Origin of the sequence: Halorhodospira abdelmalekii, assembly GCF_016583625.1 — a bacterium.
Classification (GTDB): Bacteria; Pseudomonadota; Gammaproteobacteria; order Nitrococcales; family Halorhodospiraceae; genus Halorhodospira; species Halorhodospira abdelmalekii.
Genome location: NZ_NRRN01000017.1, coordinates 1 through 26,049, shown reverse-complemented (window position 1 = coordinate 26,049; position 26,049 = coordinate 1). Strand labels below are relative to the sequence as shown.

The following is a 26,049-nucleotide window of genomic DNA, read 5'->3' as shown; positions in this document are numbered from 1 at the left end:
GTAAGCCACAGTGCTCAAGTTTTTGAATCTCTTAGACCGCTATATTGGCCAGGATGGAGAGCGAGCGATGAACAGCGACGGCTATCGGATTGAGCGTGACAGCATGGGGACGCTGCAGGTGCCACAGGATGCCCTGTACGGCGCACAGACGCAGCGGGCGGTGGAGAACTTTCCGGTCAGCGGACGGCCGATGCCGCCCCCCTTTATTCGTGCGCTCGGTCTGATCAAGGCGGCGTGCGCGCGGGTCAATTGCGAACTCACCGACCTGGCTCCAAACGTCGCCGATGCCATCACGGCCGCCGCTGAGGAGGTCGCGCGCAACCAGCACGATCGGCACTTCCCGGTCGATATCTTTCAGACCGGTTCAGGCACCTCAAGCAACATGAATGCGAACGAGGTGATTGCCCATCTGGCCAACCAGCGCACTGCTGAGACGATCCACCCGAACGACCACGTCAACATGGGGCAGAGCTCGAACGACGTCATCCCGACTGCGATCCACGTCAGTGCGGCGCTCGAGGTGCACGATCAGCTGCTACCGGCGCTGCGGCGCTTAGCCGATTCGATCGATGCCCGCAGCGAGGAGCTGGCCGAGGTGACCACAACCGGGCGCACCCACCTGATGGATGCCATGCCCGTAACCCTGGGGCAAGAGCTGTCGGGCTGGTCGCGGCAGATCCGCGCCGGTGTTGCACGTGTCGAGAGCGCCCTACCGCGGCTCCACGCCTTGGCGATCGGCGGCACTGCCGTCGGTACTGGCATCAACGCCCATCCACAGTTCGGCGAACGCGTCTGCGCGCTGCTGAGCGAGGCGACGGGAGTGCCGTTTGTCCCGGCGGCGAATCGTTTCGAAGCGCTCTCTTCGCAGGATACGGCAGTGGAGCTCTCAGGGCAGCTGCGGACGGTCGCCGTCTCCATGATGAAGATCGCCAACGATCTGCGCTGGATGAACAGCGGGCCGCTGGCCGGTCTCGGTGAGATCGCCCTGCCGGCGCTGCAGCCCGGCTCGAGCATCATGCCAGGCAAGGTCAACCCGGTCATTCCAGAGTCAGTGGCTATGGTCAGTGCTCAGGTCATGGGCAACGATACGACCATCAGCATCGGTGGACAGTCGGGAAATTTCCAGCTCAACGTCATGCTGCCGGTCATCGCGGCCAACTTGCTCGATAGCATCCAGCTGCTCACCAACGCCGCGACGATCCTCGGGCGGGATGCCATCGACGGGTTTACCGTCAATGAGCAGAATCTGCGTGCCGCTCTCGATCGCAATCCGATCTTGGTCACCGCCCTGAACTCGGTAATTGGCTATGAGAAGGGCGCAGAGATCGCCAAGCGGGCCTATCAGGAGGGGCGGCCTGTGATTGAGGTCGCGCGCGAGATGACTGAGCTCTCCGAGGAGCAGTTGCAGCGGCTGCTCGATCCGCGGCTGTTGGCGCGCGGTGGGGTGGCCTCCGCGTAGCACGCGCCGACCGGTTCTCCGCCCGCTGCCCAACCCGCTGCCCAGCCCGCTGCCGATCCTGCACCCTAGTCTGCAGGATTGTGCGCCGCGGATTGGGCAGCGTCATGAATCGTCATCTCTTCGCCCGCTCTCCTTTCGGTCGTAGCGGGCGAAGTGCTGTCCGGCACCCTCTTCGGCTGCCGCTGCGCCGTTGTTGCTGACATCGAGATAGAGCCAGGTGAGCGGCCAGCTCTGCGTTGGTCTCAGCGCCTCGCCCTCGAGCAGGGTCTCGAAGGTGCCGCTGTTGCCGCCGAGCAACTGATGCCGAGTGGTAACAAAGAGCGTATCGAGTGCGGCATCGGCGATGAGGGTGTGGGCGATGCGCGGTCCGGCGACGCTATAGATACAGCGGTAGCCGAGCGCGCTGAGCGTTTCGCGGAGCAGCCGTCCGCGCAATCTTGTGCCCGAGTAGTGAGCGCCGATTCCTACACCGCTGTTTGTTGTGCCATTGTCGGTGCCGCCAGTATGTGCTGTATTTGCTGTGGGGCCCGAGCGGTCGGCTGGAGAGGGGCAGACAGGGCGGTTGCCCACGCGGACTTCGCACGCACGCCCCGCGGGCAGGAAGAGCCAGATGCGTCGCCCCTGTTCGATCCACTCTTGTGGAATGGGGCAGGCCTTGCCTGTCGAGACGACCGCCACATCAGGTTGGGGGGGCAATCCGGCTTGTTGGCGCCACTGCGCTAGATCCGGGTAGCGGTCAGAGTCGAGGGGCAGGGGGGCTTGCGCGCAGCCGCTCGCCCACTCGCGCAGGTAACGCCCGGTGGTGATCAGACAGTCGGCTTGAGCGGCCAGCTCTTGAAAGAGCCGCCAGTCGCGCGGATTGGTGATCGAGGCCGGTACGCGGCAACCTCCACTCACCGGTTCCAAGCTGATGCGCCCGTCAAGGCTGGCAATAAAGTTGGTATAGAGGGTGGTGACTACGGGCGCGTGCACTGCGCTGCGGATGGCGCCGAGGTAGAGGCCGCAGAGTGGCCCCGGAGAGGCGGGAAGCGTAGGGCTCTGCGGGTAAAGGCGCAGAGCCAGGCCATAGGAGTCATCAAGTCGCATCTTAACCCTCTTATCTAAAAGCTTGTGATATTTTAGAACCCGCGAGTAATGTAGTGGATTGGGGGTCCTCTGCGTGACTATTGAGATTATGTTGGTGAATGCTCAGCGGATGAACTGTCAAGCGGTCGCCCAGTGTCTCGATCGTGTCGACGATCTGAAAGTCGTCGCGACCGTGACGTGTTGTAAAGAGGCGATCGAAATCGCTGGTGAACGCCGCCCCGATGTTATCGTTATCGATCTGGATATGCCGGGCATGGGGGGCTTTGAAGCGATTCGTAGACTGTGCGCGCGCAATGACGGCCCACGTGTTTTGGCGATTAGTGCCCACGAATGCACCGCGCATCCCCGTCATGCGTTGCGTCTCGGCGCGCGCGGCTGTATGACCAAGCACTGTGCAACCGAAGAGCTATGCACGGCCATTCGGCAGATTCACGGTGGACGGCCGTATGTCAGTCCGCTGATCGGTCAGTGGCTGGCGTTGGGCAGTTTGGCCGGTGAGCGAAGCAATCCATTTGACGGTTTGACAGCGCGCGAGATGCAGGTCCTGATGGGCATCTTTAAGGGCTATAAAAACCAGCGGATCGCTGCCGACCTTTGCCTGAGTCCGAAGACGATCAGCAATCACCGCTCGAGCCTCTATCGTCGTCTGGCGGTACAGAACGAGGCGGAACTGGTACGCTTAGCGATTGAGCACGGCTTGGCCGGAGCTGTCACCGTCCTTAAACAGCCGGAGCCGGAACTTCCCTCTTCCGATCCGAGTGGCGAGGGCGGTGTTGGTTCAGGCGACCTAGGCAGCCCAGTCAACCGTTATATCGATTTGGTCGATGAGATAGACAATATCGACTCATTTCTCGATCCAACCGGGTCGACGCACTGAGCGTTGGCGGAGGTTGTGGGTGAAGGATGCAGAGCAGGTCACGGTCGTTGCCGAGCACTCTTTGGCGGCCGCGCTGGTTGCGGGTGCTAGCGACGTTGCCGAAGGGGCGGCAAAGCGGCGCGACGAGCTGCGCGAGCAGGCGCGCAACCTGCCCGAGCGCCCTGGGGTCTATCGTATGCTTGATGCCCATGGCCGTATCCTCTACGTCGGCAAGGCGCGCAGCTTGCGACGACGGGTGGCTGGCTACTTCAGCGCCGCACGCAAGTCGACGAAGACTGAGCGGCTGTTGGCGCAGGTGAGGGAGTTGCAGATTACGGTGACCCACACCGAGGCAGAGGCCCTGATCCTGGAGAACCACCTGATCAAGGCGCACCGCCCGCGTTACAATGTGCTGCTGCGCGACGATAAAACGTACCCCTACATCTATCTCTCAACGCAACAGCGCTTTCCGCGTCTCGCCTTCTATCGCGGCGCGCGTAGCGGCCCGGGGCGTTACTTTGGCCCCTATCCAAGTGCCACTGCGGTGCGTGAGACCTTGAACCATCTCCAGAAGCTCTTTCCGCTGCGACCGTGCCGCGATAGCTTCTTTCGTCACCGTTCACGCCCCTGTCTCCAGTATCAGATTCGGCGTTGCAGCGCCCCTTGTGTCGGTTATATTGATGAGCAAGCCTACGCAGACGAGGTTCGTCACGTCGTTGCCTTTCTGGAGGGGCGTTCGGCGCAGGTCGTCGATGAACTCGGCCAGCGGATGGAGACGGCAGCGGCACGTTTGGAGTTCGAGGAGGCGGCACGTCTGCGCGATCGTATCGCCCTGTTGCAACAGATTCAGCAACAGCAGTACGTTGTTGCTCAGGAGCAGGATGGTGATCGGGATGTCATCGCCTGCATTCGTCAGGAGGCCGAGTTCTGCATCCAGATCTTCTTTATTCGCGGTGGGGTTAGTTTGGGCAATCAGTGCTTCTTTCCCAAGGCCCCGGAAGGGGTGCGGGAGTCCGAGGCCCTTGCCGGATTCATAGCGCAGCACTATCTGGGCCGGGCGGCGCCGCCTGAGCTGCTGCTCAATCGTCCGGTACCGCAGCGCGATCTGCTCGCTGGGGCGCTGCGTACCGTTGCGGGCAGGGCGGTTACGATTCGCTACCGGGTCCGCGGGGAGCAGCGGCGCTGGATCGAGATGGCCGAGGAGAATGCCCGCTATGCGCTCGCTGCACGCGGCGTATCGGCGCTCGGGCAGCAGCGACGCTACCGCGGGTTGGCCAAGTTGCTGGATGTCGATCAGCCGCCGCAGCGCATCGAGTGTTTCGATGTCAGCCATACCGGGGGGGAGGCGACGGTCGCCTCCTGTGTGGTTTTTAATGCGCAGGGGCCATTGAAAAGCGACTACCGGCGCTTCAACATTCAGGGGGTGGGCCTGGGCGACGACTATGCCGCGCTTGAGCAAGCGCTGCAGCGGCGCTATCGAAGAGTCGCCGAAGGCGAGGCGATCGCCCCTGACTTGCTTCTCATCGATGGTGGGCGGGGACAGGTTGCCCGGGCACAAGCGGTGCTCACGGCGCTCGGTATTGAGGGCGTGGCGCTGATGGGGATTGCTAAAGGACCGGACCGGCGCCCTGGCGAAGAGACCTTGTGGTTGGCCGACGGATGCCGCGAACTGGAGGTTCCGGCCGATTCCCCAGCGCTCCATCTGCTGCAACAGATCCGGGACGAGGCGCACCGTTTTGCCCTCGGCGGACATCGGCAGCGGCGTGCTCGGGGGCGGCGCGAGTCGGTCTTGGAGCAGATCCCCGGGCTCGGGCCTAAGCGTCGTCAACTCTTACTCCGGCGCTTTGGTGGCCTCCAGGGGATTCGTCAAGCTGGTACCGAGGATTTGGCCGCGGTACCGGGTGTTGGGCCTGCACTGGCGCGACGGATCTACGACTCTTTTCACGGCTAGGGAACGATCATAGGGAACAAACATGCAGCTGACAGTGCCTACTGCCCTCACGCTGATGCGAATCGCGCTGATCCCGGTTTTTGGGCTGTGTTTCTTGCTCCCGCCGCCGTGGACGAATCTGCTGACTGTGGCCGTCTTTGCGCTGGCGGCGATCACCGACTGGCTCGACGGCTACTTGGCCCGGCGGCTCGGGCAATCCTCTGACTTTGGTGCCTTTCTCGATCCGGTTGCCGATAAACTGATGGTGGCGGTGGCGCTGGTGGCGTTGGTTACAGTCTATCCCCATCTGTGGATGGCCGTTCCGGCTGCGGTTATCATCGGGCGCGAGATTGCTGTTTCGGCCCTGCGTGAGTGGATGGCAGAGATCGGCAAGCGAGCAACCGTTGCGGTCAGTCAATTGGGTAAGTTCAAGACTGCAGCGCAGATGGCTGCCATTTTGATGCTGCTTTATCGCGAACCGATCGGACCGATTCCGCTGCCGGAGATGGGAATGCTGCTGTTGTGGTTGGCGGCCTTGCTGACGCTCTACTCGGCTTACGTCTATATGCGGGCGGCGCTGCGCGTGCTGGATGTTTGAGGGCATCGTTCGTTCTATCTCGGCATCGGAATACCTGCTCGTGTACGGTTCGCGCATGGTTCGCGCATGGTTCGCGCATGGTTCGTGTGCGGTTCGTGTACGACCAGCTATAAAGGGCCGAGGCGACGCTGGTAGCTCCAGCTGCTGCATCAGGGGAGGAATTTGTGGATAAGGCGTCGATAACAGGCCTGCTGGTGGGGATCACCATCATCTTTACGGCCGTTGCCGCGAGCGGTGACAGTGCGCAGTTTTATTACCTCCCAGCGGTGTTGATCGTCTTTGGCGGAACGCTGTCGGCGACTTTGATCAAGTTCTCTCTCTGGCAGGTGATTAATTCGCTGAAGGTTGCTGCGGTGGCTTTCACAACGCATAAGGAGGAGCCGCAGGAGCTGATCGAACAGACGAAGGAGTTGGCAGCGGTTGCGCGCAAGCAAGGCATTCTTGCCCTTGAAGATGTCGAGGTTCGCAACCCTTTCTTTCGTAAGGCTCTCGATTTGCTTGTTGATGGCATCGATCAGCAGCTGGTGCAAAAGATCTTGCGCGAGGAGTTGGAGCGCGAAATGGAGCGCCATGAGACCGGGCAGCGGATCTTTCGCAGCATCGGTGATCAGGCGCCGGCCTTCGGTATGATCGGTACACTGGTCGGTTTGGTGCAGATGCTGGGGAATCTTGAAGATCCATCGACAGTGGGTCCGGGGATGGCAGTCGCTTTGTTGACGACGCTCTACGGTGCGGTCTTTGCGCAGTTGGTGGCGCTACCGATTGCCGATAACCTTGAGATGCGTTCACTAAATGAGTACCGCAATCAGTCGCTGATTATTGATGCGGTGGTCTGCATTCACAATCGCTATAATTCACGTTTGGTTGATGAATTGCTCTCGGTCTATTTGCCACGTAATCGACGGGCTGCGGAGATGGCTAAGGCGAGCGGTTCACAGGCCGGTGTGAGCGATTCAGCGCCGCTTGATCGGTAGGGTGTTGGGGGGAGCCTTTATTTGGGAACTTCGAAAAATCTCAGCCGTAGCTTCTGCTACCAAAATGTTAGCGTGCCAGGCGTGCCAGGCGTGCCAGGCGTGCCAAGCGTGCCAGGCGTGCCAAGCGTGCCAGGCGTGCCAGGCGTGCCAGGCGTGCCAAGCGTGCCAGGCGTGCCAAGCGTGCCAGGCGTGCCAGGCGTGCCAGGCGTGCCAAGCGTGCCAAGCGTGCCAGGCGTGCCAAGCGTGCTAAGTAGGTGGTCATGAGGCGGGGCGGTGGTGATAAAAGGGGCGGTTCGCCGCGCTGGATGACGACCTTTGCCGATCTGATGGCGGTGTTGGTCGTCTTTTTTGTAATGCTTTACTCGATGTCGGTGATTGAGGAGTACCGTTTTCAGCAGATGGCTGAGGCGCTGCGTGAAGTGCTCGGGCCTGCGGTGATTGGCGATACGCAGCGGCAGCCGTCACCGACGTTGGTCGATCTCGATGGGGAGCCTTTTGATCCTCTTGAACGCCCGCGGGTTATTGACCGTGATGTTGATGAGTTCCGTCAGTTGGATGAGATCCGGGAGACTCTGCGTGAGGCGCTTGCTGAGGAGATTGAGCAGGGGGTGATTGAGCTCGGGGAGCAGGATGATGGGGTGCTGTTGCGCTTTGAGGAGCGGGCGGCCTTTGAGTTGGCTCGTAAGGAGATTGATGAGGGCTTTATTCCGGTTTTGAGGCGTATTGGTGTAGTGTTGCAGGAGACGCCGGGTTTGGTTCGGGTCGCTGGACATAGTGATGATTTGCCGATTCGGACGGAGCGTTTTCGGTCGAATTTCGATTTGTCGACGGCGCGTGCGGTTTCTGTGGTGCATGTTTTGGAGGAGGCGGGGGTTCCGTCGAGTCGTTTGATCGCGCAGGGGCATGCGGATACGCGTCCGTTGGTTCCGAATACGAGTGCTGAGAATCGGGCGCGTAATCGGCGGGTGGAGATTATTTTGACAGAGGGTGGTGCTCCGGGGGAAACGGGGGAGACTGGGGAGACTGACTAACTTGCGGCTCCGAGCGAAGGGGGTTGCCGGCCCCGCTCGCGAGGACGCCGTGAATCCATCCCTGGAGGCTTCACGGCCGCATCCCTGCGGCCGAGACCTCGCTCGGGGGCGCGACCAACCCCCTTCGCTGTCGCCGCTGCCCCGTACCGGTTTGCGGGTCTGGCAAGTTGGATGCCGAGGGGCTCCAGGGCGTCCCATTCTTATTAGAAGTACCAGTTTGCCGAGGCGGAGAAGATCTGGACGTTGGAGTTGTATTCACCCTCGATCGTCTCGAATCCTCCAGCCTCTGCAATCTCGCGGGCAAGGGTGATGTTGGCGTCGTCGAGCCAGATGTAGGTGTAGCCGAAGTGGACGGTTAATTGGTCGGTCGTCGGCGAGGTCCAGGTGCCGCCGATGGCAAGCCACGTCCGATCTTCGTCGGGGATGCGTGGGGTGCGGTACTCGTCGCTCGTTGGGGTCTGGTCGTAGGCCAGGCCGAGGCGGAAGTCCCAGGCGTCGTTGAAGTCGAAGAGGGTGCCGACGGAGAGGAACCAAGCGTCGTCCCAGTCGTAGGTGTCGGATACACGGGTGGTCGGATCGGCTGGATCGATGGGAACTGCATCGTCGAACTCGATGGTGAGGTCTTCGAAGTCGCTCCACTGGGTCCAGGTGGCGTCGGCGAGCAGTGTCCATTGGGTGGCGAGTTGGTGGGTGAGGCCGAGGCTCAGGGTGGCTGGGATGTTGAGCTTGGCTTCGCCGCCGGTTTCCTGAGCATCAAGCGAGATAAAGGGGGGGGTATCATCATCGTCATCGAAGAGTGTTCTTGCGGTGATTTCGGCATCGCCGCTCAGGGTGTGGCTCAGTCCGTGGCGGTAGGCGATGCCGAGTTGGGTGCGGTCGTTTAGGGCGAAGTGGGCGCCGAGGTTGAAGCTGTACGCCCAGCTGTCGCCGGAGACGGTGAGTTTGCCATCGCCCTCGGGTTGCAGTGTGGTGGTTGGGTCGTTGTCGGCGAGGCTTGGAAGCATGGTGGAGAGTTCGGCATCGGCGTACTGGGCGGAGAGGCCGGCGCCGAGGGAGAGGCGGTCGTCGACTCGCCAGCCGATGGCCGGGTTGATGTCGATGGTCATAAGATCGGTGTTGACGGCGTCATAGCGTCCGACCCAATCTTCGGGGTAGTCGGTCTCCATGCCGTAGGGGACGTTGATGCCGATGCCGGCGCGTAGGTCGGGGGTTAGGTCGAAGCCGGCGTAGAGGACGGGGACGAGGGCGCCTTCGCCGCCGCCGGCGCGTTCGCGGCCGTCGAAGTGGACCGGGGCCTCTGAGGGTATGGTGTCAGAATCGGCTCTGAAGTCGAAGGTCGGGTCGATGTAGCTGGGGATGAGTTCGGCTTCGACGCCGTGGCCGATGTGGCGGCCGAGGGTTGCGGGGTTGAAGAAGATGTGGCTGATGTCGCGGGCGTCGGCGGTGCGGCCGGCGAAGGCGCTGCCGAGCAACGAGGCGCTTTGTTCTTGGAGTTGGAAGGCGGCGGCGTGTGCTGCGCCGCCGGGGGCCGCGCTGAGTGCGAGTAGGCAGGGCGCGGCTGCTAGGATGCGGTACGGTTGTTTCATTGGCTCCCTCCGGGGTTTGTTGTTGGTAGCGCCCTCATCAGTGGGCTAGGTAAGCCCCAAGATACTGGTAAAAAAGGATGCTTGTGGGTGTCATCCTGCAGATGGGGGCACAAACCTGTTTTTTGTAGTCGGGCACTTTGGAAAAACTGCTTGCGGCTGGCTCGGTGTTTGACACTGGGAGCAGGCGCTATGGTTTTTCGTGGTTCTCTCTTTTGTGACGTGCCCCCGCTAAACTAGCCGGCTTGGGAGTATGGGTGCAACCACTGCGGTTGACCGCCGCGCTGGAAGGCGAGAGACTGCGATGCGCTAGGCTGGAGTGAAGGCGAAGAGTAATGGGGAAAGGTGAGGAGGCAGGGCAGCTGCCGGAGTTTGAGGTCGCTCGGCGGCTCTTCGACGGGTCGCCGCACGGTGCGCTGATCGGTTTGAAGTTGATCGATCTCGGGGCTGATTTTGTTGTGGCCGGTATCGACTATCGTCCGGAGTTGGTCGGCAATCCGCAGACGGGTTATCTCCACGGTGGGGTGATTACGACGCTGATCGATCAAAGCAGTGGGGCGGCGGTCATGGTGGCGACGGGGGCGTGCGAGCCGATTGTGACGCTCGATTTGCGGATCGATCATCTGCGGCCTGCGCTCCCGGAGCAGCCGATCTATGCGCGGGCGGAGTGTTACCGCACTGCGCGTGAGGTGGCCTTTGCTCGTTGTGTTGCGTATCAGGACGATCCACAGCACCCCTTTGCGACCAGTATGAGCGCTTTTATGCGGCTGCGTGCAGAGAAGGGTTCGGGGAGGGGCCGTGGCTGAGTGGTTGGAGGAGATTCGCAGTGCCCGGGCGGCGGGGGATTACGCAGCGGTTTCGGCGCTGATTCCCTATGCTCGGTTGATGGGGATCGTCATCGGTCCCGATCCGGAGGAGCGGGACGATCCGAGCGGGGTGTTGTTGGTGCGGCTGCCTTATCGTGACGATCTGATTGGTCGTCCGGGCAGTGGTTCGTTGCACGGCGGGTTGCTCGGGGCCTTTTTGGAGCACGCGGCGATTATGCAGCTGCTCTGGCGGGGTGAGAGCGAGCACTTGCCACGGATCATTAACTTCCATATCGACTATCTGCGTCCGGGGGGCGAGGCGGAGACCTTCGCGCGGGTCGATATCCTGCGCCAGGGGCGGCGGGTGGCTAACGTCCATGCCCGCGCTTGGCAGGGCGAGCGGCAGCGTCCGATCGCTGCGGCGCGCGGCCACTTTTTGCTGACCCCACCGGAGGATTGAGCTGTCCTATGGCCCAGCTACCGACCCCGCCGCAGGCGCCGCGTCGCCCGCACGGCGTAGAGCATTTTGGTTGCCGTCACGAAGATCCCTACGCTTGGTTGCGTGATCCGCAGTGGCGTGAGGCGATGCTCGATCCGAGTCGCTTGCAGGCGCCGATTCGCGACTATCTCACGGCCGAGAACGCCTATACCGAGGCGGTGCTGGCCGATCTGCAGCCACTGCGTGAGCAGTTGTTCGGTGAGCTGCGCGGGCGCATTAAGGAGAACGACGCCTCGGTGCCGGAGCCGGACGGCCCCTACGCCTACTATGTGCGCTACCGCGAGGGTGGGGAGCACCCGATCGTCTGCCGGTGTGCGCGGGAGGAGGCCGCTGCGGCTGCGGCGGGGGAGGCGGTGGGCAGCGAGCAGGTGCTGCTCGATGGCGATGCTGAGGCCGAGGATTGCGCCTACTTCGAGCTCGGCGTTTGGGCGCATAGCGACGATCACCGCTATCTGGCCTTTGCGGTCGATACCACGGGGGCCGAGGCGTATACGGTCTCTATCCTCGATCTGGAGAGCGGCGAGCGGCTAGGTGAGCAGCTTGAGCCGGTCTGTGGCGATTTGGTCTGGAGTACGCAGTCGGATGCCTTTCTCTATACCGTGCTTGATGAGGCGCACCGGCCTCGCTGGGTCTATCTGCACCGCTTGGGCACGGCGCCGCAGGACGATCCGTTGCTCTACGAGGAGCAGGATCCGGGCTTTTTTGTGGCGCTGGGGCGCACCGAGAGTCGCCGCTTCGTGCTGATCGAGACGCACGATCATACGACTTCTGAGGTCTACGCGGCGCCGGCTGATGCGCCGCAGAGCGGTTTTCGTTCGCTGCTGCCGCGCGAGCGCGATCATGAGTACAGCGTGACCGATCACGGCGAGCGGTGGCTGATCTTGACGAATCGCGCGGCCGAGGATTTCCGTATCGTCAGCGCCTCGCTTGCCGATCCAGCACCGGCGCAGTGGCGCGATGTGGTCGCCCACCGCCCCGGAGTGCTGATTGAGCAGATGGTCGTCTTTGCTGACTATCTGGTGTGGCTGGAGATGGCCGATGCCTTGCCGCGGATCGTCGTGCATCGGTTTGCTGATGGCTGTGAGCACACCTTAGCCTTCGATGAACCGGTCTATGCATTGGCGCTCGATGCCGGGCTTGAGTACGCCACACAGCAGCTGCGTTTCGCCTACTCGTCGCTGACGACGCCGGAGCGGATCTACGACTACGATATGACGAGCGGGGAGCGCCGGCTGCTCAAGGAGGAGGTGATTCCGAGCGGTCACGATCCAGCGGCCTACGTCAGTCGGCGCTTGATGGCGACGGCGCCGGATGGTGAGGCGGTGCCGATCTCGTTGCTCCATCACCGCGATACGCCGCCGGGGCCGACGACGCCGCTGCTGCTCTATGCCTACGGCGCCTACGGGATGAGTCAGCCGGCGGCCTTTTCGCCCCATCGCCTTAGCCTCGTCGCGCGCGGGTTCGCCTTTGCGATTGCCCACGTGCGGGGTGGCAAGGAGCGTGGCGATCGTTGGTATCGTCAGGGCAAGGGGGCGGCGAAGCCGAACACCTTCAGCGACTACATCGCCTGCGCCGAGCACTTGATTGAGGCCGGTTACAGCAGTGCGGGAAGGTTGATCGTGCACGGCGGCTCGGCTGGCGGGATGCTCGTCGGTGCAGTGCTCAATCAGCGCCCCGAGCTCTTCGGTGCTGCCGTCGCCGATGTCCCCTTCGTCGATGTGCTCAATACGATGAGCGATTCGAGTCTGCCGCTTACCCCGCCGGAGTGGCCGGAGTGGGGCAACCCGCTTGAGGATGAGCAGGCGTATCGGACGATTGCTGGTTATGCTCCGTATGAGAACGTGCGCGCCCAGGACTACCCGCCGCTGCTGGTCACCGCCGGCGTCTCCGATCCGCGCGTGACGTACTGGGAGCCGGCAAAGTGGGTCGCTCGCCTGCGTGAACTCAAGACCGACCGCCAGCCGCTGCTGCTTTGGACCCACATGAGCGCCGGCCACGCTGGTCCCGGCGGTCGCTTCGATTACCTAAAGGAGGTCGCTCTGCGCTTTGCCTTTCTGCTGTGGGTCTTTGGGTTCGCTGGGGGCTCGCCGGGCTCCCCCTCTTCCCGACTGGCGAACCGCTGAGCGGCGTCGACCGAGCAGGGCCGGGCAATGCCCGGCCCTGGCTGCTCTCTCTGCTCTCGGCTACTCCCCGCGTTGGCTGGCGAGGTGCTCGATGTTGGCCTGGATCTCGCGGGCGACTTGCGAATCGGCGGGGACGACTCCGAGCAGTCGTTGCCAGTACTCCTCGGCCGTGTCGTAGTCCTCGCGGTTGTAAGCGGCGGTACCGGCGAGCCATAAGCCGCGCACGTTTTCCGGGTCGATCTCCAAGACCTCGGCGATGAGCGCCTCGGGGCGGCCTTCTAGGCTGCCCTTGGTGCCAGCGAGGACATCGGCGTACTCAGAGAGCAGGTTGGCGTCTTGACGGCCGTCGAGCTCGACGGCCCGCTCGTAGGCGTCACGCGCCTCCTCAAGCTCCTGTAAAAAGACCATGGTGCGCGCATAGAGGGCCCACCCCTCGGTATCCTCCGGGTCGGCCTCAAGCCGCTGGCGCAGCTGCTGGGCGGCCGCCAGCAATTGTTGATCGTCGTCGGCGTGCGGCTGCTGCGGCTGTTGCTGCTGCTGCGCCATCTGTTGTTGACTTCGCTTGGCGTTGTCGATGGCACCGTCCGGGTCGCCGACGACCGCGTAGACGCTCAGAGCGAGCGCCGGTACGGCGATGCAGCTGCCGACGGCAGCGGCGATCACGGCACCGCGATGGCCGCGTGCTACGCCGTCGCCGCTGCGTGCCTCATCGGGGTCGATCGCACCGCTTTGGATCAGGTCGCGCTCGAGATCCTGCATCGCCTGATCGAACTGTTCACGGCTTAGGGTGCCGTTTTCCAGGTCTTGCTCCAATTCGCTGACCCGGTCGTAGTGGATCGCTGCGTTCACCTCGCGCCGCGACTGCTGTTTAGCCCGCGCCGCTACATCGCGGATTAACGGGAAGAGCACGAACCCCAGCGCCATCAAGCAGAGCACCAAGACCATGGCGATCAAACTGCCAACCATAAGACCTCCGCCTCTCGTCCCCAGACCCGCAGGGTGGGGAGCCGATCATTCATCCATCGATCTAACGCGCTGCCTCGTATCCGGTGCAGTCGCGTGTTAGTCGCCTTTCGTGAGTCGCCCTCAGTCGCCACGTCGAAAGCGCTCAAGCGCCCGGCGTTCCGATTCGGTCAGGTCGCTGTGCGCCGCCATCTGCTGGCGTCGGCGCACCACCTGCAACCAAGCAACGCCGCCGACCACTAATAGTAGAAAGGGGCTGACCCAAAGCAGGGCCGTGTTGAACTGCAGGGGCGGGCGGTAGCGCACGAAATCGCCATAACGGTGCGTCATGAACTCGATGACCTCGTTCTTGCTATACCCCTCGATGGTCATCTGATAGACGCGCCGTCGCATATCGGCCGCCAGGGGTGCCGGCGACTCGTAGATCGTCTCCGTCTGACAGACGGTGCACCGCAGTTCGCGGACCAGAGTGTAGTACTGCTCGCGCTGCGCCTCTGTTTCAAACTCCAGGGGCTGGCCGATCGAAATGGCCGTCGCTGGGGCAGCTACGAGCACGCCCGCTAACAACAGCAGCACCGCCCCAAGCGCACGCAGCCCCGCTAAGGCCCCGGGCGCACGGTGGTGCTGTGCAGGCCGCAGAAGCGCTCTCCCTATCATGACTGCCCCGCCTCCAACTCTTCAATCAATGGCAGAATCTTCTCTTGAATAACCCGGGCGTCGACCGGGCCGATGTGTTTGTAGCGGATGATGCCTTCGGCATCAAGTACGTAAGTCTCCGGGGTGGCGTAGACCCCCCACTCCAGGCCGGCATCGGCCTGAGGGTCGAAGGCGATCTTCTCGAACGGATCGCCGAAGACCTCAAGGTAGCGCAGCGCTTGCTCCCGCCGGTCGCGGTAGTTGAATGAGTAGATCGGCGTGCCGCGTTGTGCCAAGGCCCGCCAGTGCTGGTGCTCTAGTCGACAGCTATCGCACCAGGAGGCCCAAACGTTGACGATCGCCACTTGACCGATAAAGTCGGCCTCGGTCAGCCGCTCTTCTGGATCGTGGAGCGATTCGAGTTCAAACGGCGGCGCCGGTTTGCCCACCAGCGGGGAGGGCAGGCCGCCGTCTTCCATCTGCAGGCCGACGTAGAGCAGACCCAAGACGCCGAGTGCCAGCGCAAGTGGTATGACAATCCGCTTGCTCATCAGTTCCTCCGCAAGCCATCCCGCCCACCGGGCCGGGTAGCGTTAGCGGCTGCGCGGCAGCCGCTGTTGTTGAACAGGTGCGAACGCTCCGCCTGCGCGGGGCGGTACCGGTCGCTCCCCCGTCCCTTAGGACGGGGAGGAGCTTGAGACCGTTCCCGCCGCCGGGCGCGGCTCATCCTCAATAACGCCTCCGTCGCTGCGGTCGATCTCTTTCTCGGAGAGGCGCCGCCGATCTTTGCTCATGCGGTAGCGCCGGTCGGCTGCAGCGAGGAAGCCGCCAAAGGCCATCAAGAGACAGCCGAGCCACATCCAGAACATGTACGGCTTGTAGTAGAGGCGCATGGTCCACGCCTCACCGCCGAGGTGATCGCCCAGAGCGACGTAGACATCCCGGCTGAAGCCGCGATCCAGAGAGGCCTGGTGCATCGGCATCTGTGGCTTGGCGTGGTAGTAACGCAACTGTGGGTGCAGGGTGTTGATCAACTGGCCATCACGCCGCACCTCGATGGTGACCTGCTGGGCGTCGAAGTTCGGCCCACGGACGTTCGAGGCGCTGAGCATGGTGAAGTCGTAGCCACGCACTGTCGCCGTCTCGCCGGTCTCCAGGCGGACGTCGCGTTCGACCTCGTAGGTGTTGACCATGGCGATGGCAATTACAATCAGTGCCAAGCCGGCGTGTGCGGTGTGCATGCCGAAGAAGTTCGGTCGCAGAGCACCTCGTAGGGCTACGCTCCAGCCCTGGTTCTGCCGCCGTTGTATGCGTTTGCCCAGATCCATGGCAGCGGTCGCTAAGATCCAGACCGCCAGTCCCAGCCCGAGGGCCGTCAGCGGATTCCACGCCCCCATGGTCAGCGGCCAGACACCACCGATGAGTACGCAGACTAAGAAGACCCAGCGCAGCTGGCGATAGGTGTCATCCGGCGAGCCCTGCTTCCACGAGACCACCGGACCGATGCCGATCAAAAAGAGCAGCGGCAGCATCAGCGGCATGAAGACCGCATCGAAGTAGGGCGGGCCGACCGAGATCTTACCCATGCCCAGCGCCTCGATCGCCACCGGATAGAGCGTACCGACGAGGACGGCGGCGCATGCCACGGTCAGCAGCACGTTGTTGGCTAATAGCAGTGATTCGCGCGAGTACCAGCCGAAGGCGCCACCTAAGCCGACCTTAGGCGCTCGCCACGCGTAGAGGGCGAGGGAGCCGAGCAGTGTGATCGCCAGCAAGGCGAGTAGTACCGTGCCGCGATCCGGATCGGTCGCAAAGGCGTGCACCGAGGTGATTACGCCGGAGCGCACCAGGAAGCCGCCGAAGATGGTCAGGGCGAAGCTGACGATGGCGAGCATCACGGTCCAGACCTTAAAGCCGCCCCGCTTTTCGGTCACTGCCAAGGAGTGAATCAGCGCCGTTGCCGTAAGCCAGGGCAGCAGTGAGGCGTTCTCAACCGGATCCCAGAACCACCAGCCGCCCCAGCCGAGCTCGTAGTAGGCCCACCATGAACCCAGCCCGATGCCGAGGGTCAAGAAGGCCCACGCGGCGGTCGTCCACGGCCGTGACCAACGGGCCCAAGCGGCATCGAGCCGCCCGCCGATCAGCGCGGCGATGGCGAAGGCGAAGGCGACGGCCAAGCCGGTGTAGCCGATAAAGAGCAGCGGCGGGTGGATGATCATGCCCGGATCTTGGAGCAGCGGGTTGAGATCCATGCCATCCATCGGCCCGGGGAAGACCCGCTCGAAGGGATTCGAGGTCATCACGGTGAAGCCGATAAAGCCGACCCCGACCATACCCATGACCGCCAGCACCCGCGCCAGCATCTCGCGCGGTAAGGCGCGGCTAAAGAGAACAACCGCCAACCCCCAGAGGCCGAGCGAGAGCAGCCAAAAGAGCATCGAGCCCTCGTGTCCGCCCCAGACGCCGGTGATCTTGTAGATCAGCGGAGTCGATTGACTGGTGTTCTCAATGACGTAGCGGATCGTGAAGTCGTTGCTGATAAAGGCCCAGGTCAGGATCAGATAAGAGATCAGCAGAAAGACGAACTGCCCGACCGCCAGCGAGCGGCCCGAGTTCATCAAACGCTCATCGCCTAAGGCGGTACCGATCAGCGGCAGTACGGCCTGAACTGCGGCCAGGCAGAGTGCCAAGATGAGTGCAAAATTGCCCAGTTCTCCCAACATATCAATAGTGATCCACAAATTGACTAAGATCGCCACCGGCGCGCTTGACGGCCTCGGCGGCCTCGGCCGGCATGTAGTTTTCGTCGTGGCGGGCCATGACGCGATCGGCTTGGAAGGTGCCGTCTTCGCCGATGCGCCCCTCGATCACGACCCCCTGACCCTCGCGGAAGAGATCGGGCAGGATGCCGTGATAGACCACCGGCAGGCTCTTGACGGTGTCGGTCACGCCGAAGCGCACCTCGGTACTTTGGGTATCGCGCGTCACGCTGCCCTCCTCAACGATGCCGCCGACGCGGAAGCGGCGCTCGGGGATCTCGGTCTTTGCCATGACCTCCGAAGGAGTGATGAAGAAGGTCAGATTATCGCGAAAGGCGTTGAGGACCAGGGCCGTCGCCACACTCACCCCGGCGAGGATGCCGAGCACCAGGACTAACCGTTTGTGTCGCTGTTTCATTACGCTTCTCCCCCTTAGGAAGAGGTGTTGCTGGTGCGGGCGCGTCGGCTGAGCCGCGCATGGGTGCGCTGACGCCGCCGACGCAGCAGCAGCCACTCACACAGAATGATCGCAGCCACCATCCCGAACGAGCCCCAGACGTAAGGGGCGTGTCCGCCCATCGCTAAAAAATCGCCGATTCCATCCCACATCAGTTGCGTCCCTCCTGCTTCGTGGCGGTGTTTCCGGTAAGCGTGTCACCTTCGTCGTGATCGCCGACATCACCGATGGTGGCCGTCGCCGCGGCGCGCTCACGCTGCTCGCGGGTCAGTGCCCCGGCGGCGGCCGCCTGCGCCCACTCAGCGCCGGGTTCACGCTCAAGCGCTTCGAGCTGGGCGCGCCGCAAGACGATGGCGGCGCAGTAGAGCCAGAAGGCAGCGGTCATGATCAGCAGGGCGGCGAGCATCTCCGGGGCCATGCTCGGGCCGTCACGGCGAATGACCGAGGCCCCCTGGTGCAGCGTGTACCACCAGTTCACGGAGAAGTAGATGATCGGTACGTTCACCGCCCCGATGATCGCCAGCAGGGATGCCGCCCGTCCGCCCTTATCGCGATCGTCGGCGGCAGCGTGCAAGGCCATGTAGCCGAGGAAGAGAAAGAGCAGAATCAAGGTCGAGGTCAGGCGAGCGTCCCACACCCAGTAGGCGCCCCAGGTCGGCGCCCCCCAGAGGGCCCCGGTCCACAGCGCGAGAAAGGTCATCAGGGCACCGGTCGGGGCGATGGCGCGCGCCATGGCATCGGCCATACGGATGCGCCAGACGAGGAAGATCATACCGTAGAGGGCCATGAGCAGGTAAAGAAACATCCCCATCCAGGCGGTCGGCACGTGGATGAACATGATCCGATAGCTGTTGCCTTGCTGATAGTCGACGGGGGCGACAAAGAAGCCGACGTAGAGGCCAACCAGGAAGAGCAGTCCAGCGCCTGCCCATAGCCACGGGGTGAGGCGGTCGGCAAGGCCGTAGAAGTTCGGCGGGGCCGCGTACTTTAACCAGGGGATCGATCGAGCGCTCATGTATTCATCCCGTTCATCGTGTATGGGCCGCGGTCGTTCTCGCTAGGCTTCGATCGCTCAGAGCTGCAAGAGGTTCCCCGCAGCGCGACATGACCCAGCAGTGCGACATGACAATGCCTTCAGTCGAGGGCAATACGCAAGGCCCCGGCGATCGCCAGTGGGGCCAGCGGCAGGGCGACGGCTAGGCCGGCGCCGAGCAGCGAAAGGTGCGCCTGAAAGGCGCTGTCGTACATCGCTTCGGTGACCGCTCCAGCACCGAGGACGAGCACCGGCACATAGAGCGGTAAGATCAGCAGCGCCATCAGGGCGCCACCGGCCCGTACCCCTAGGGTCAAGGCCGCACCGATCGCGCCGAGCAGGCTCAAGACTGGGGTCCCGATCAGTAGCGAGAGGGCGAGAACGGCCAGTTCGCTACCGGTGAGCCCCAGCGAGTAGCCGAGCGCTGGTGAGAGTGCCACCAGCGGCAGGCTTAGAGCACACCAGTGCGCAGCGACCTTAGCCAGTGCCACCAGGGCGAGCGGCTGCGGCGAGAGGGCGAGCTGCTCCAGGGTGCCGTCGCGCCAATCGTCGGCGAAGAGCCGATCGAGCGAGATCAAGCTCGCCAGGGCTGCCGCGACCCAGACCGCCCCCGGGGCGATGGTCCGTAGCCGTTCTGGTTCAGGGCCGATGGCCAGCGGAAAGAGTGTGATGACGATGACGAAAAAGGCCACGACCGTCAGCACGTCCTGCCGGCGCATCACGATCAGCGCCAGGTCGCGTTGGAGTAGGGTCCACAGTGACCGTCCCATAGTCGATAGTCGCTCTCAGTCCAGGTCGAGGATTTGCGGCTCAGGCAGGCCGTCGATCGATTGATGGCTCGTCGTCACGACCAAGCCACCGCTGCCCAGATGGTCGCCGATGCGTTCGAAGAGCCACGCCACGGCTCGGCGATCTAGGGCAGTCAGGGGCTCGTCGAGGATCCACAGCCGCGTTGGGGAGACCAGGAGTCGGGCGAGGGCGGTGCGGCGGCGCTGTCCCTGCGATAGGTAGCGCACCGGGATGTCTTCACGTCCGGCGAGGCCGGCCTCTTCAAGGGCGCTCAGCTGTGCCTCGTCGCTGGCCTGTTCGCCGCGCAGCCCGAGGTGGATCTCCAGGTTTTCGAGCGGGGTCAATTCGTCCTTCACCGCATCACGATGGCCGAGGTAGAGCATCTTGCGGCGCAGCCCCTCGTCGAGGCGGCGAATCGGTTGACCGAGCCAGCGCACCTGCCCGCGGACCGGCTCCGTCAGGCCGCAGAGCGCACGCAGTAGAGTGGTTTTGCCGCTGCCGTTGCGCCCGCGCACAAAGAGCAATTCGCCCGATTTGAGGGTAAAGCTAAGATCGCTGAAGAGCTGTTGTTCACCGCGGCGACACGCCAGCGCTTCGACCTCAAGGCAGGTGGAGGGCGCCCCGGTTGCAGCAGCCGCGGCAGTTGTCGTGGCAGTGGCAGTGGCAGTGGCAGAGGCGGCAGACCCTGCGGGGCCTGTGGGTCCGGCTGGAGGCCTAGGTGAGGTGAGCCCGGATGAGGATCGGGTCACACCCTCTGCAGCACGCCCGGCGGTGGGGTCGGTCGGGGGGCTCATGAGGGGTCGCTGGCTCCTTCAGTAGGACAAGATGCCTCGGGTATACATAAAAATGCAATCCCTGACAAGGGCGGTTCGCTTCCTCTTTCTCTCTCTCCCTTCGGGACACCTTGTGGCGCGCTTACTCGGCGACCCGATTGCGTCCGGCCTTCTTGGCTCGATAGAGCGCCTGATCGGCCGCTTGAATGACATCATTCGGGTCGTCTTGGACGCTGCTCGGTTCAGCAACACCGATGCTGATCGTGATCTGCACCGCTTTGCCCTTGTCGCTCGGCTCTTTGCGTCGGTTTACGCCCTTTTCGTGGTCCTCGGGGCGATCGGGATCACGTACCCGGAAAGGGGTGTCGGCGATCTCCTGGCGCAGCTCATCGAGTACCTCCAAGACACTTTTGGCGTCGCGCCCCGGGAAGATCACGGAGAACTCTTCGCCGCCGTAACGGAAGGGGCGACCACCGGCCCGAACCTGGCCGATCGTTTGAGCGACCCGGCGCAGCACCTGGTCACCGACCTCATGGCCGTAAGTGTCATTGAATTTTTTGAAGTGATCGACATCCATCATGGCGATGGCATAACGGTTGCCGAGGCGTTGTAGCAAGGCGTCAAGGGCGCGGCGGTTGGGCAGGCCGGTTAAGGCATCGCGGAAGGCGAGCCGGTGCACCTCCTGCAGTGTCGCGATAAGCAATCCGATCAAGGCGAGCAGGAGCAGGGCGGTGCCGGCGGCAGCGTGCGGCTCGTTGGCCATGACATGGAGAGCGAAGGTGCTGCAGAGTAAGGCGCTCAGTGCGCCGAAGAGCATCGGTAGGCGTTCGACGAGGCACAGGGCCGCCAGGATGAGAGTGGCCAGAATAAGCATGACCAGCCCTTGATCGGGGATGGCCGTCCAGGCGCTGAGCGTCTTAGGCAGGAAGCTCTGGCCACTCAGCGCCTCAAGCAGCTGTGGCCGTTGCCCCTCAATGGCGGCGATCACCAGCCCCTGCAGCAGCAATACTCCGAGCCGTACCAAACCGGGTGGGCCGAGCAGTCCGCGCTCTTCGAGCAAGCTGAGGATGAGCAGGTTGATTGGCAGGAGGATGGCGGCAGTAGCGAGTGCGGCCTCAGGTTCGGCGCTGCCGAGGATCCACAGATAGAAGGCGACTAGCACACCGGCCTGAAGCGCGGTGTTGGCGCTTTGGTAGAGCAGCGCTAAGACGGCCGCCAAGAGACCGACGGTCAGTGCCAAGCCGCGGTTGTGCGCTGCCAGGGTCTCGGCGAAGCCCTCGGGGAAGGGGGCGTCGAGCAACAGCCAGATGATCGCCAACCCGATCAACCCCGCATGGAGTAGCCATGTGGAGCCGAACAGGCGTGTGAGCCAAACCATGAAGCCTCTCGCCAGAGTCAGTCGGTGGATAGGGTTAACGCGTCTGCGTCTCGTACCCCCATAATGAGGCAAGAGGGTAGCGTCGTGCCACCTCGGGTGTCGGCTCAAGGGAGGCGATCGACGGCATCCCCTTAAGGCTGGTGTCGCGAAAGAGGGGGCGGGCTACCGGTTGACCATTGCGTTTGATCAGCACTGCGATCATCGGGCTGCTGCCTCGGCTGCCGCGGTGGATGACAACCCCGCGCTCGCCGCTGTCGAGGGCGACAAAGCTGCCCGCTGGATAGATGCCGATCGTATGGATGAAGTCGGCGAGAAGATCGCGATCGTATTTGCTGCCGCTTTGATTGAGCAGTTCAAGGAGGGTTTCACGGACCGCGGTTGCAGGGCGGTAGCCGCGGTCGGTGACCATCGCCATGTAGGTGTCGGCGATAGCCAGGAGACGAGCGCCACGGCAGATATCCTGAGCCTTGAGTCCTTCCGGATAGCCACTGCCGTCGAGTCGTTCGTGATGCTCGGCGACAATCCGCAGACAGAGCCGATCGGTGAGCCCCGCATCGAGTAGGCGCTCGACGGAGCGGTGTGGGTGGTTCTGTATCAGCTCCCACTGCTCATCGCTCAGGGGAGTGGATTGCCGATCCAGTTGTTTTTGCTCTTCGAGCATGCCGAGATTGGCCGTTAGCGCTGCACAGACAATGGAGCGCCGCTCGCTGTCTGGAATGCCGATGCGGGCAGCAACAGTATCGCAGAGCATCGCTTTACGAATCGGATGGCGGATCGCGTAGGGAAACTCTTCATCGAGGTGGGCAGCGCCGATGGAGGCCTCGGCGTCGTGTTCGAGCACGTTGCCGATGCGGCTGATCAGCAAGTCCAAGCGGCGTAGAAAACGGTCGTGGCCGAGCCAGCGGAAGCTCTCCTGAAGCGTTAGTGAGATGCGGTAGATCTCATCAAATGGATTGAGAAAGGGGGCGTTCGGATCGTTGCGGCGCTTGGAGACGCTGCCGCTGCCGTGGCGTTTGACGGCGACGTGGTAGGGGGTTCGGCCGATCTGCAGCAGGCGCTCGCGTTGCGCCTCCGATTCGATCAGCCCACCGCGGCGCAGCAGCAAGTGCCCGTAGGCATCTTCGATATCGAATGGTGCCGGCGAGCCGACCTGGACATCCTCGGGCAGGACGGTGGCGCGCTTGGTTGGGATGGGACGGCTGGGTGAGGTCGGCGTCGACTCCATCGGGCTTGATCCGCTCGCTCTGTCTATTCGCAAACTAGTCGCAGGTGTGCCGCTTTTGGATCTCAACGATCGCATCGGTACGCCTCAGGAAGGCCTCGACACACACGGGGCAGAGTTTGCCGGCGGCCGCCTCGCGCTGCAGGAGTGCGGCGGCCTCGGCAAGCGACCAGACCGGTTTGTAGACCCGCTCGGAGGTCAATGCATCGAAGACATCGGCGACAGCCACGATGCGCCCCTCCAGCGGAATGCTATCACCCGTACAGCCGGTTGGATAGCCGCTGCCATCGGGCCGTTCGTGGTGGTAGGCCACGATATTGCGCAGCACTGCAGTGCGCTGATCCTCGCTTAGGTCGAGCTCTTCGGCGATCTGCAGCACCATCGCAACCCCGCGCGTGACGTGCTCGCGCATCTGTGCGAACTCTGCGTCAGTGAGCGGTCCCGGTTTGAGGAGGATGGAGTCGGGGACGGCGACCTTGCCGACATCGTGTGCCGGGGCGAACTGGTAGACCATCTCGATATACTCATCATCGAGTTGGTATGGCGTGGCCAGCTCGCGCGCGATGAGCCGGCTATAATCGGCCATCCGCCGCAGATGACCACCCGTCTCGTCGTCGCGGGCGCGGCCAAAGACGAGAGCGGTTTGGGCCGCGCCGCGCATGACTCGGGTCTTGCGAATGGAGGTGACGGCGAGCAGGCGAGCAACATCGGCGAATGGCGCCAGCTGCTCAATGGTGCTGCTCGTGAAGAAGTGCGCTCGGCGCGAGTTGAAGAAAATAAAGCCGTAGAATTGATGCTCGAAAGTAAGCGGCAGGATCAGGGCTGAGAGCAGCCCTGCGGCACGCACTTTACGGCTATGCTCTTGCGAGCAGGAGTGCTCCTGGTACTCCTGGACGATATGGCCGCGGCTCTTCGTAGCTAGATCGAGCAGGGTCGGGATCTCAGCGAGCGTTGCTTCGTAGTGAAGCAGTTCGCTAGGGCGGTTCCCAGCGGCGCTGTACGTCTTGAGCATGCCGCTCTTGGACTCGTAAATGGCAACGGCAATGCGGTCAATCTCGCCACCACTCGAACCTTTGTTCAAGCGCTGATTGATGTGCGTTCGCAGCCGTTCAAGACGCTCATGCAGGCGCATATCCGGGGTTTGAGCACACAGTGGCAGGCTGTCGTACAAGCACTGCAGGGCAGCATCCCCATCGTGGCTCGGATCGAAAACCGGCGCATTTCCCGATAGGCCGCCGTAGTCAGACTCTTTGGTCATGTCGCACTCCACCGTCTGCTCCTGCCCGCGTCCGGACGCGGCGGTCGGTCACGGCGCGGCTGCGCCCGACTGCTCTGCCCGCTCAGGATGCGCCTCAGCACGCCCTGGGGCGGCTCGGGCGAAGGTTCTCTGTAGCCGCTCTAGATTGCCATAAGCCAAGCCAAAAATCGACCTGCCAGTAGGGGAATAGCGAGTGCTGTGGTGCACTCACTCAGCACTGTGCTTGGGTTTGCGTCGTCGCTGAGTTGTAGAGCGTTTTGTGGGCTCTGTGCGCTGAAGTCTACGTTGTCGCGCGGTTGCCGCCCGCTCGCTGATGCTGTAGATCAGGATCTTCAGGTCCTTAAACAGGCCCTGGGTCTGTTTGGCTTCGCTCCGATCGGCCTGCCCGGCGCGTACGGCAAAGAGACCGGCGACGACTAAGACTAGGCTGACTAAGAGCCCGATCAGCGAGACAACGACCGTTGCGGCCCCGGCAGCGTAGGCGACCCAGTGCAGATGGCCCTCAATGCCATCCTCGCGGTGTGCTAGCGCCGGTTCACTTGCCGAGCAGGCAATGCGCACCGGTGTGCCGATCTGCGGGGGGCGCAGGGTGCGGATCGTCGCTGGCAGGCGGTAAGACTTGCCCTTGACCTTGTAGCTGTAAATCGGGCGAAAACGCGGGGCGGTACGCAGGCGTTGCAGCTCCGTAACCTCGGCAATCTCGCCCTCGACGCTGCACTCATCAGCATACTCTGGAGGTTCGAGCTGACTGCCCAGGTAGAGCAGCAGGGCGCCGATCAGGGCGCCGACGGCCACTCCAGAGAGTTCACCGAGCGCGCTGAGGACGCCGGCGACGATCAGCACGGCGCCGATCAGGGCCTTAACGGCACCGCGCCCAGCGGCATCTTCGGCCCAATCGATGCGCGCTGCCTCGATAAAATTGCGAACCCGCTTCATCGAACTCCCCGTGCTCGGTAGAATGGCCGCAGTTTAACAGCGGGAGCCGACAATGAGGCGGGTTATTTTCAACCAAAAGGGCGGGGTCGGTAAATCGACGATCGCCTGCAATCTCGCAGCGATCAGCGCCGTTGAGGGGCGACGGACGCTACTGGTCGACCTCGACCCGCAGGGCAACGCCAGTCGCTACGTGCTCGGTGACGCCGCGGAGGGTCTCGAGCAGACGATGGCCGACTTCTTCGCCTCGACGCTCGGTTTCCGTATCGGCTCGCGTAAGCCGCCGCAACTCGAGCTCTACATCACCGAAACGCCCTTTGCCGGTCTCGATCTGCTGCCGGCGAACCGCGAACTCGAGACCCTGCAAGGTAAGCTGGAGGCGCGCTACAAGATCTATAAACTGCGCGATGCCCTCGATACCCTCGGTGCGAACTACGAGGCGATCTATATCGATACACCGCCGGCGCTGAACTTCTTCAGTCGTTCGGCGCTGATCGCGGCGCAGCGTTGCCTGATTCCCTTCGATTGCGACGACTTCTCGCGTCGGGCGCTCTACGAGCTGCTTGAGCATATCCACGAGATCCAGGAGGATCACAACGAGGCGCTGGCAGTCGAAGGGGTGGTGGTGAACCACTTTCAGGTGGGAGCGCGGCACCCGCGTACGCTCGTCGAAGAGTTGATTGAGGAGCGTCTGCCGGTGCTTGAGCCCTACCTATCGGCCTCCGTAAGGGTGCGGGAGTCGCATCAGTACGCCCGTCCGCTGATCCACTACGCACCGCGGCATAAGTTGACGGCCGAGTATTGCGCCCTTTACCAGGGGCTGAATGGCAGGGGCTGAATGGCAGGGGCTGAATGGCTGGGGCTGAATAGCCGGGAGTGGCTTTCGGGGGCTGAGTGCGGGCG

At 63.0% G+C, this 26,049-nt stretch carries 26 protein-coding genes; 10 read left to right on the top strand and 16 right to left on the bottom strand.

All coding sequences use genetic code 11. The annotated features are described in order from the left end of the window. Positions 1-67 precede the first annotated feature (67 nt). Entirely contained in the window at positions 68-1,459 is a 1,392-nt protein-coding gene (locus CKO15_RS05625; protein WP_200193400.1) for a class II fumarate hydratase, read from the top strand. Positions 1,460-1,561: 102 nt separating this feature from the next. Here the strand turns inward: CKO15_RS05625 and CKO15_RS05620 are convergent, their stop codons facing one another. After that, positions 1,562-2,545 carry a pyrimidine reductase gene (locus CKO15_RS05620; RefSeq protein WP_200193398.1) on the bottom strand — a complete coding sequence of 328 codons (984 nt, stop codon included), beginning with the start codon at positions 2,543-2,545 and terminating at the stop codon, positions 1,562-1,564. Between the two features lie 73 nt (positions 2,546-2,618). On the opposite strand from CKO15_RS05620, the gene CKO15_RS05615 reads away from it, so the two are divergent. From CKO15_RS05615 to CKO15_RS05600, 4 genes are all read left to right on the top strand, one after another. Further along, positions 2,619-3,422 (top strand): response regulator, encoded by an 804-nt coding sequence (locus tag CKO15_RS05615; protein WP_200193396.1) that lies wholly within the window; start codon positions 2,619-2,621, stop codon positions 3,420-3,422. 127 nt (positions 3,423-3,549) lie between these two features. Then, entirely contained in the window at positions 3,550-5,352 is a 1,803-nt protein-coding gene (uvrC, locus tag CKO15_RS05610) for an excinuclease ABC subunit UvrC (RefSeq protein WP_274600121.1), read from the top strand. Between the two features lie 22 nt (positions 5,353-5,374). Further along, entirely contained in the window at positions 5,375-5,929 is a 555-nt protein-coding gene (pgsA, locus tag CKO15_RS05605; protein WP_200193394.1) for a CDP-diacylglycerol--glycerol-3-phosphate 3-phosphatidyltransferase, read from the top strand. 164 nt (positions 5,930-6,093) lie between these two features. Continuing rightward, positions 6,094-6,903 carry a MotA/TolQ/ExbB proton channel family protein gene (locus CKO15_RS05600; protein WP_200193392.1) on the top strand — a complete coding sequence of 270 codons (810 nt, stop codon included), beginning with the start codon at positions 6,094-6,096 and terminating at the stop codon, positions 6,901-6,903. A 67-nt stretch (positions 6,904-6,970) separates the two neighbouring features. On the opposite strand, the gene CKO15_RS05595 is transcribed toward CKO15_RS05600, so the two are convergent. Next, positions 6,971-7,165: a hypothetical protein gene (locus tag CKO15_RS05595; protein ID WP_200193390.1), complete on the bottom strand. Its 195-nt coding sequence runs from the start codon at positions 7,163-7,165 to the stop codon at positions 6,971-6,973. On the opposite strand from CKO15_RS05595, the gene CKO15_RS05590 reads away from it, so the two are divergent. Continuing rightward, entirely contained in the window at positions 7,164-7,934 is a 771-nt protein-coding gene (locus CKO15_RS05590; protein WP_200193370.1) for a flagellar motor protein MotB, read from the top strand. The genes CKO15_RS05595 and CKO15_RS05590 overlap by 2 nt on opposite strands. Before the next feature lie 203 nt (positions 7,935-8,137). On the opposite strand, the gene CKO15_RS05585 is transcribed toward CKO15_RS05590, so the two are convergent. Next, entirely contained in the window at positions 8,138-9,520 is a 1,383-nt protein-coding gene (locus CKO15_RS05585) for an OmpP1/FadL family transporter (protein ID WP_200193368.1), read from the bottom strand. Positions 9,521-9,852: 332 nt separating this feature from the next. Between CKO15_RS05585 and CKO15_RS05580 the strand changes: the two genes are divergently transcribed. Genes CKO15_RS05580 through CKO15_RS05570 form a run of 3 tightly spaced genes read left to right on the top strand, consistent with a single transcriptional unit; the run spans position 9,853 to position 12,945 of the window. Continuing rightward, complete coding sequence (locus tag CKO15_RS05580) at positions 9,853-10,323, top strand: PaaI family thioesterase (RefSeq protein ID WP_200193366.1); 471 nt, start codon at positions 9,853-9,855, stop codon at positions 10,321-10,323. Next, a complete protein-coding gene (locus CKO15_RS05575) occupies positions 10,316-10,783 on the top strand; it encodes a PaaI family thioesterase (protein ID WP_338036007.1) in 468 nt (155 codons plus the stop codon). Before CKO15_RS05580 ends, CKO15_RS05575 begins: the two co-directional genes overlap by 8 nt. An 8-nt stretch (positions 10,784-10,791) precedes the next feature. Continuing rightward, positions 10,792-12,945 carry a S9 family peptidase gene (locus CKO15_RS05570; protein ID WP_200193364.1) on the top strand — a complete coding sequence of 718 codons (2,154 nt, stop codon included), beginning with the start codon at positions 10,792-10,794 and terminating at the stop codon, positions 12,943-12,945. Between the two features lie 60 nt (positions 12,946-13,005). On the opposite strand, the gene ccmI is transcribed toward CKO15_RS05570, so the two are convergent. The 13 genes from ccmI to CKO15_RS05505 all read right to left on the bottom strand — a co-directional run bounded on the left by ccmI (position 13,006) and on the right by CKO15_RS05505 (position 25,149). Beyond that, the gene (ccmI, locus tag CKO15_RS05565) at positions 13,006-13,911 is read right to left on the bottom strand and encodes a c-type cytochrome biogenesis protein CcmI (RefSeq protein WP_200193362.1); all 906 of its coding nucleotides are present in this window, start codon (positions 13,909-13,911) and stop codon (positions 13,006-13,008) included. A 120-nt stretch (positions 13,912-14,031) separates the two neighbouring features. Next, entirely contained in the window at positions 14,032-14,565 is a 534-nt protein-coding gene (locus CKO15_RS05560; RefSeq protein ID WP_200193360.1) for a cytochrome c-type biogenesis protein, read from the bottom strand. Next, a complete protein-coding gene (locus tag CKO15_RS05555; RefSeq protein ID WP_200193358.1) occupies positions 14,562-15,095 on the bottom strand; it encodes a DsbE family thiol:disulfide interchange protein in 534 nt (177 codons plus the stop codon). The genes CKO15_RS05560 and CKO15_RS05555 overlap by 4 nt, the downstream gene beginning before the upstream one ends. 126 nt (positions 15,096-15,221) lie before the next feature. Then, positions 15,222-17,267, bottom strand: a complete 2,046-nt coding sequence (locus CKO15_RS05550) for a heme lyase CcmF/NrfE family subunit (protein ID WP_200193356.1) — start codon at positions 17,265-17,267, stop codon at positions 15,222-15,224. Between the two features lies 1 nt (position 17,268). Next, positions 17,269-17,721, bottom strand: coding sequence for a cytochrome c maturation protein CcmE (ccmE, locus tag CKO15_RS05545; RefSeq protein WP_200193354.1), 453 nt, complete (start codon positions 17,719-17,721; stop codon positions 17,269-17,271). A gap of 14 nt (positions 17,722-17,735) precedes the next feature. Next, positions 17,736-17,912, bottom strand: a complete 177-nt coding sequence (ccmD, locus tag CKO15_RS05540) for a heme exporter protein CcmD (RefSeq protein WP_200193352.1) — start codon at positions 17,910-17,912, stop codon at positions 17,736-17,738. Then, a complete protein-coding gene (locus CKO15_RS05535) occupies positions 17,912-18,775 on the bottom strand; it encodes a heme ABC transporter permease (protein ID WP_200193350.1) in 864 nt (287 codons plus the stop codon). The genes ccmD and CKO15_RS05535 overlap by 1 nt, the downstream gene beginning before the upstream one ends. 119 nt (positions 18,776-18,894) lie before the next feature. Next, entirely contained in the window at positions 18,895-19,563 is a 669-nt protein-coding gene (gene ccmB, locus CKO15_RS05530) for a heme exporter protein CcmB (protein WP_200193348.1), read from the bottom strand. Between the two features lie 15 nt (positions 19,564-19,578). Beyond that, entirely contained in the window at positions 19,579-20,376 is a 798-nt protein-coding gene (ccmA, locus tag CKO15_RS05525; RefSeq protein WP_338036006.1) for a cytochrome c biogenesis heme-transporting ATPase CcmA, read from the bottom strand. A gap of 121 nt (positions 20,377-20,497) precedes the next feature. After that, complete coding sequence (locus CKO15_RS05520; RefSeq protein ID WP_200193346.1) at positions 20,498-21,733, bottom strand: GGDEF domain-containing protein; 1,236 nt, start codon at positions 21,731-21,733, stop codon at positions 20,498-20,500. Between the two features lie 34 nt (positions 21,734-21,767). Then, complete coding sequence (locus tag CKO15_RS05515) at positions 21,768-22,958, bottom strand: HD-GYP domain-containing protein (protein ID WP_200193343.1); 1,191 nt, start codon at positions 22,956-22,958, stop codon at positions 21,768-21,770. Positions 22,959-22,992: 34 nt separating this feature from the next. Next, entirely contained in the window at positions 22,993-24,213 is a 1,221-nt protein-coding gene (locus CKO15_RS05510; protein ID WP_200193339.1) for an HD-GYP domain-containing protein, read from the bottom strand. A gap of 207 nt (positions 24,214-24,420) precedes the next feature. Then, a complete protein-coding gene (locus CKO15_RS05505; protein ID WP_200193337.1) occupies positions 24,421-25,149 on the bottom strand; it encodes a hypothetical protein in 729 nt (242 codons plus the stop codon). 52 nt (positions 25,150-25,201) lie between these two features. On the opposite strand from CKO15_RS05505, the gene CKO15_RS05500 reads away from it, so the two are divergent. Continuing rightward, positions 25,202-25,984, top strand: a complete 783-nt coding sequence (locus CKO15_RS05500) for a ParA family protein (protein ID WP_200193335.1) — start codon at positions 25,202-25,204, stop codon at positions 25,982-25,984. Positions 25,985-26,049 lie beyond the last annotated feature (65 nt).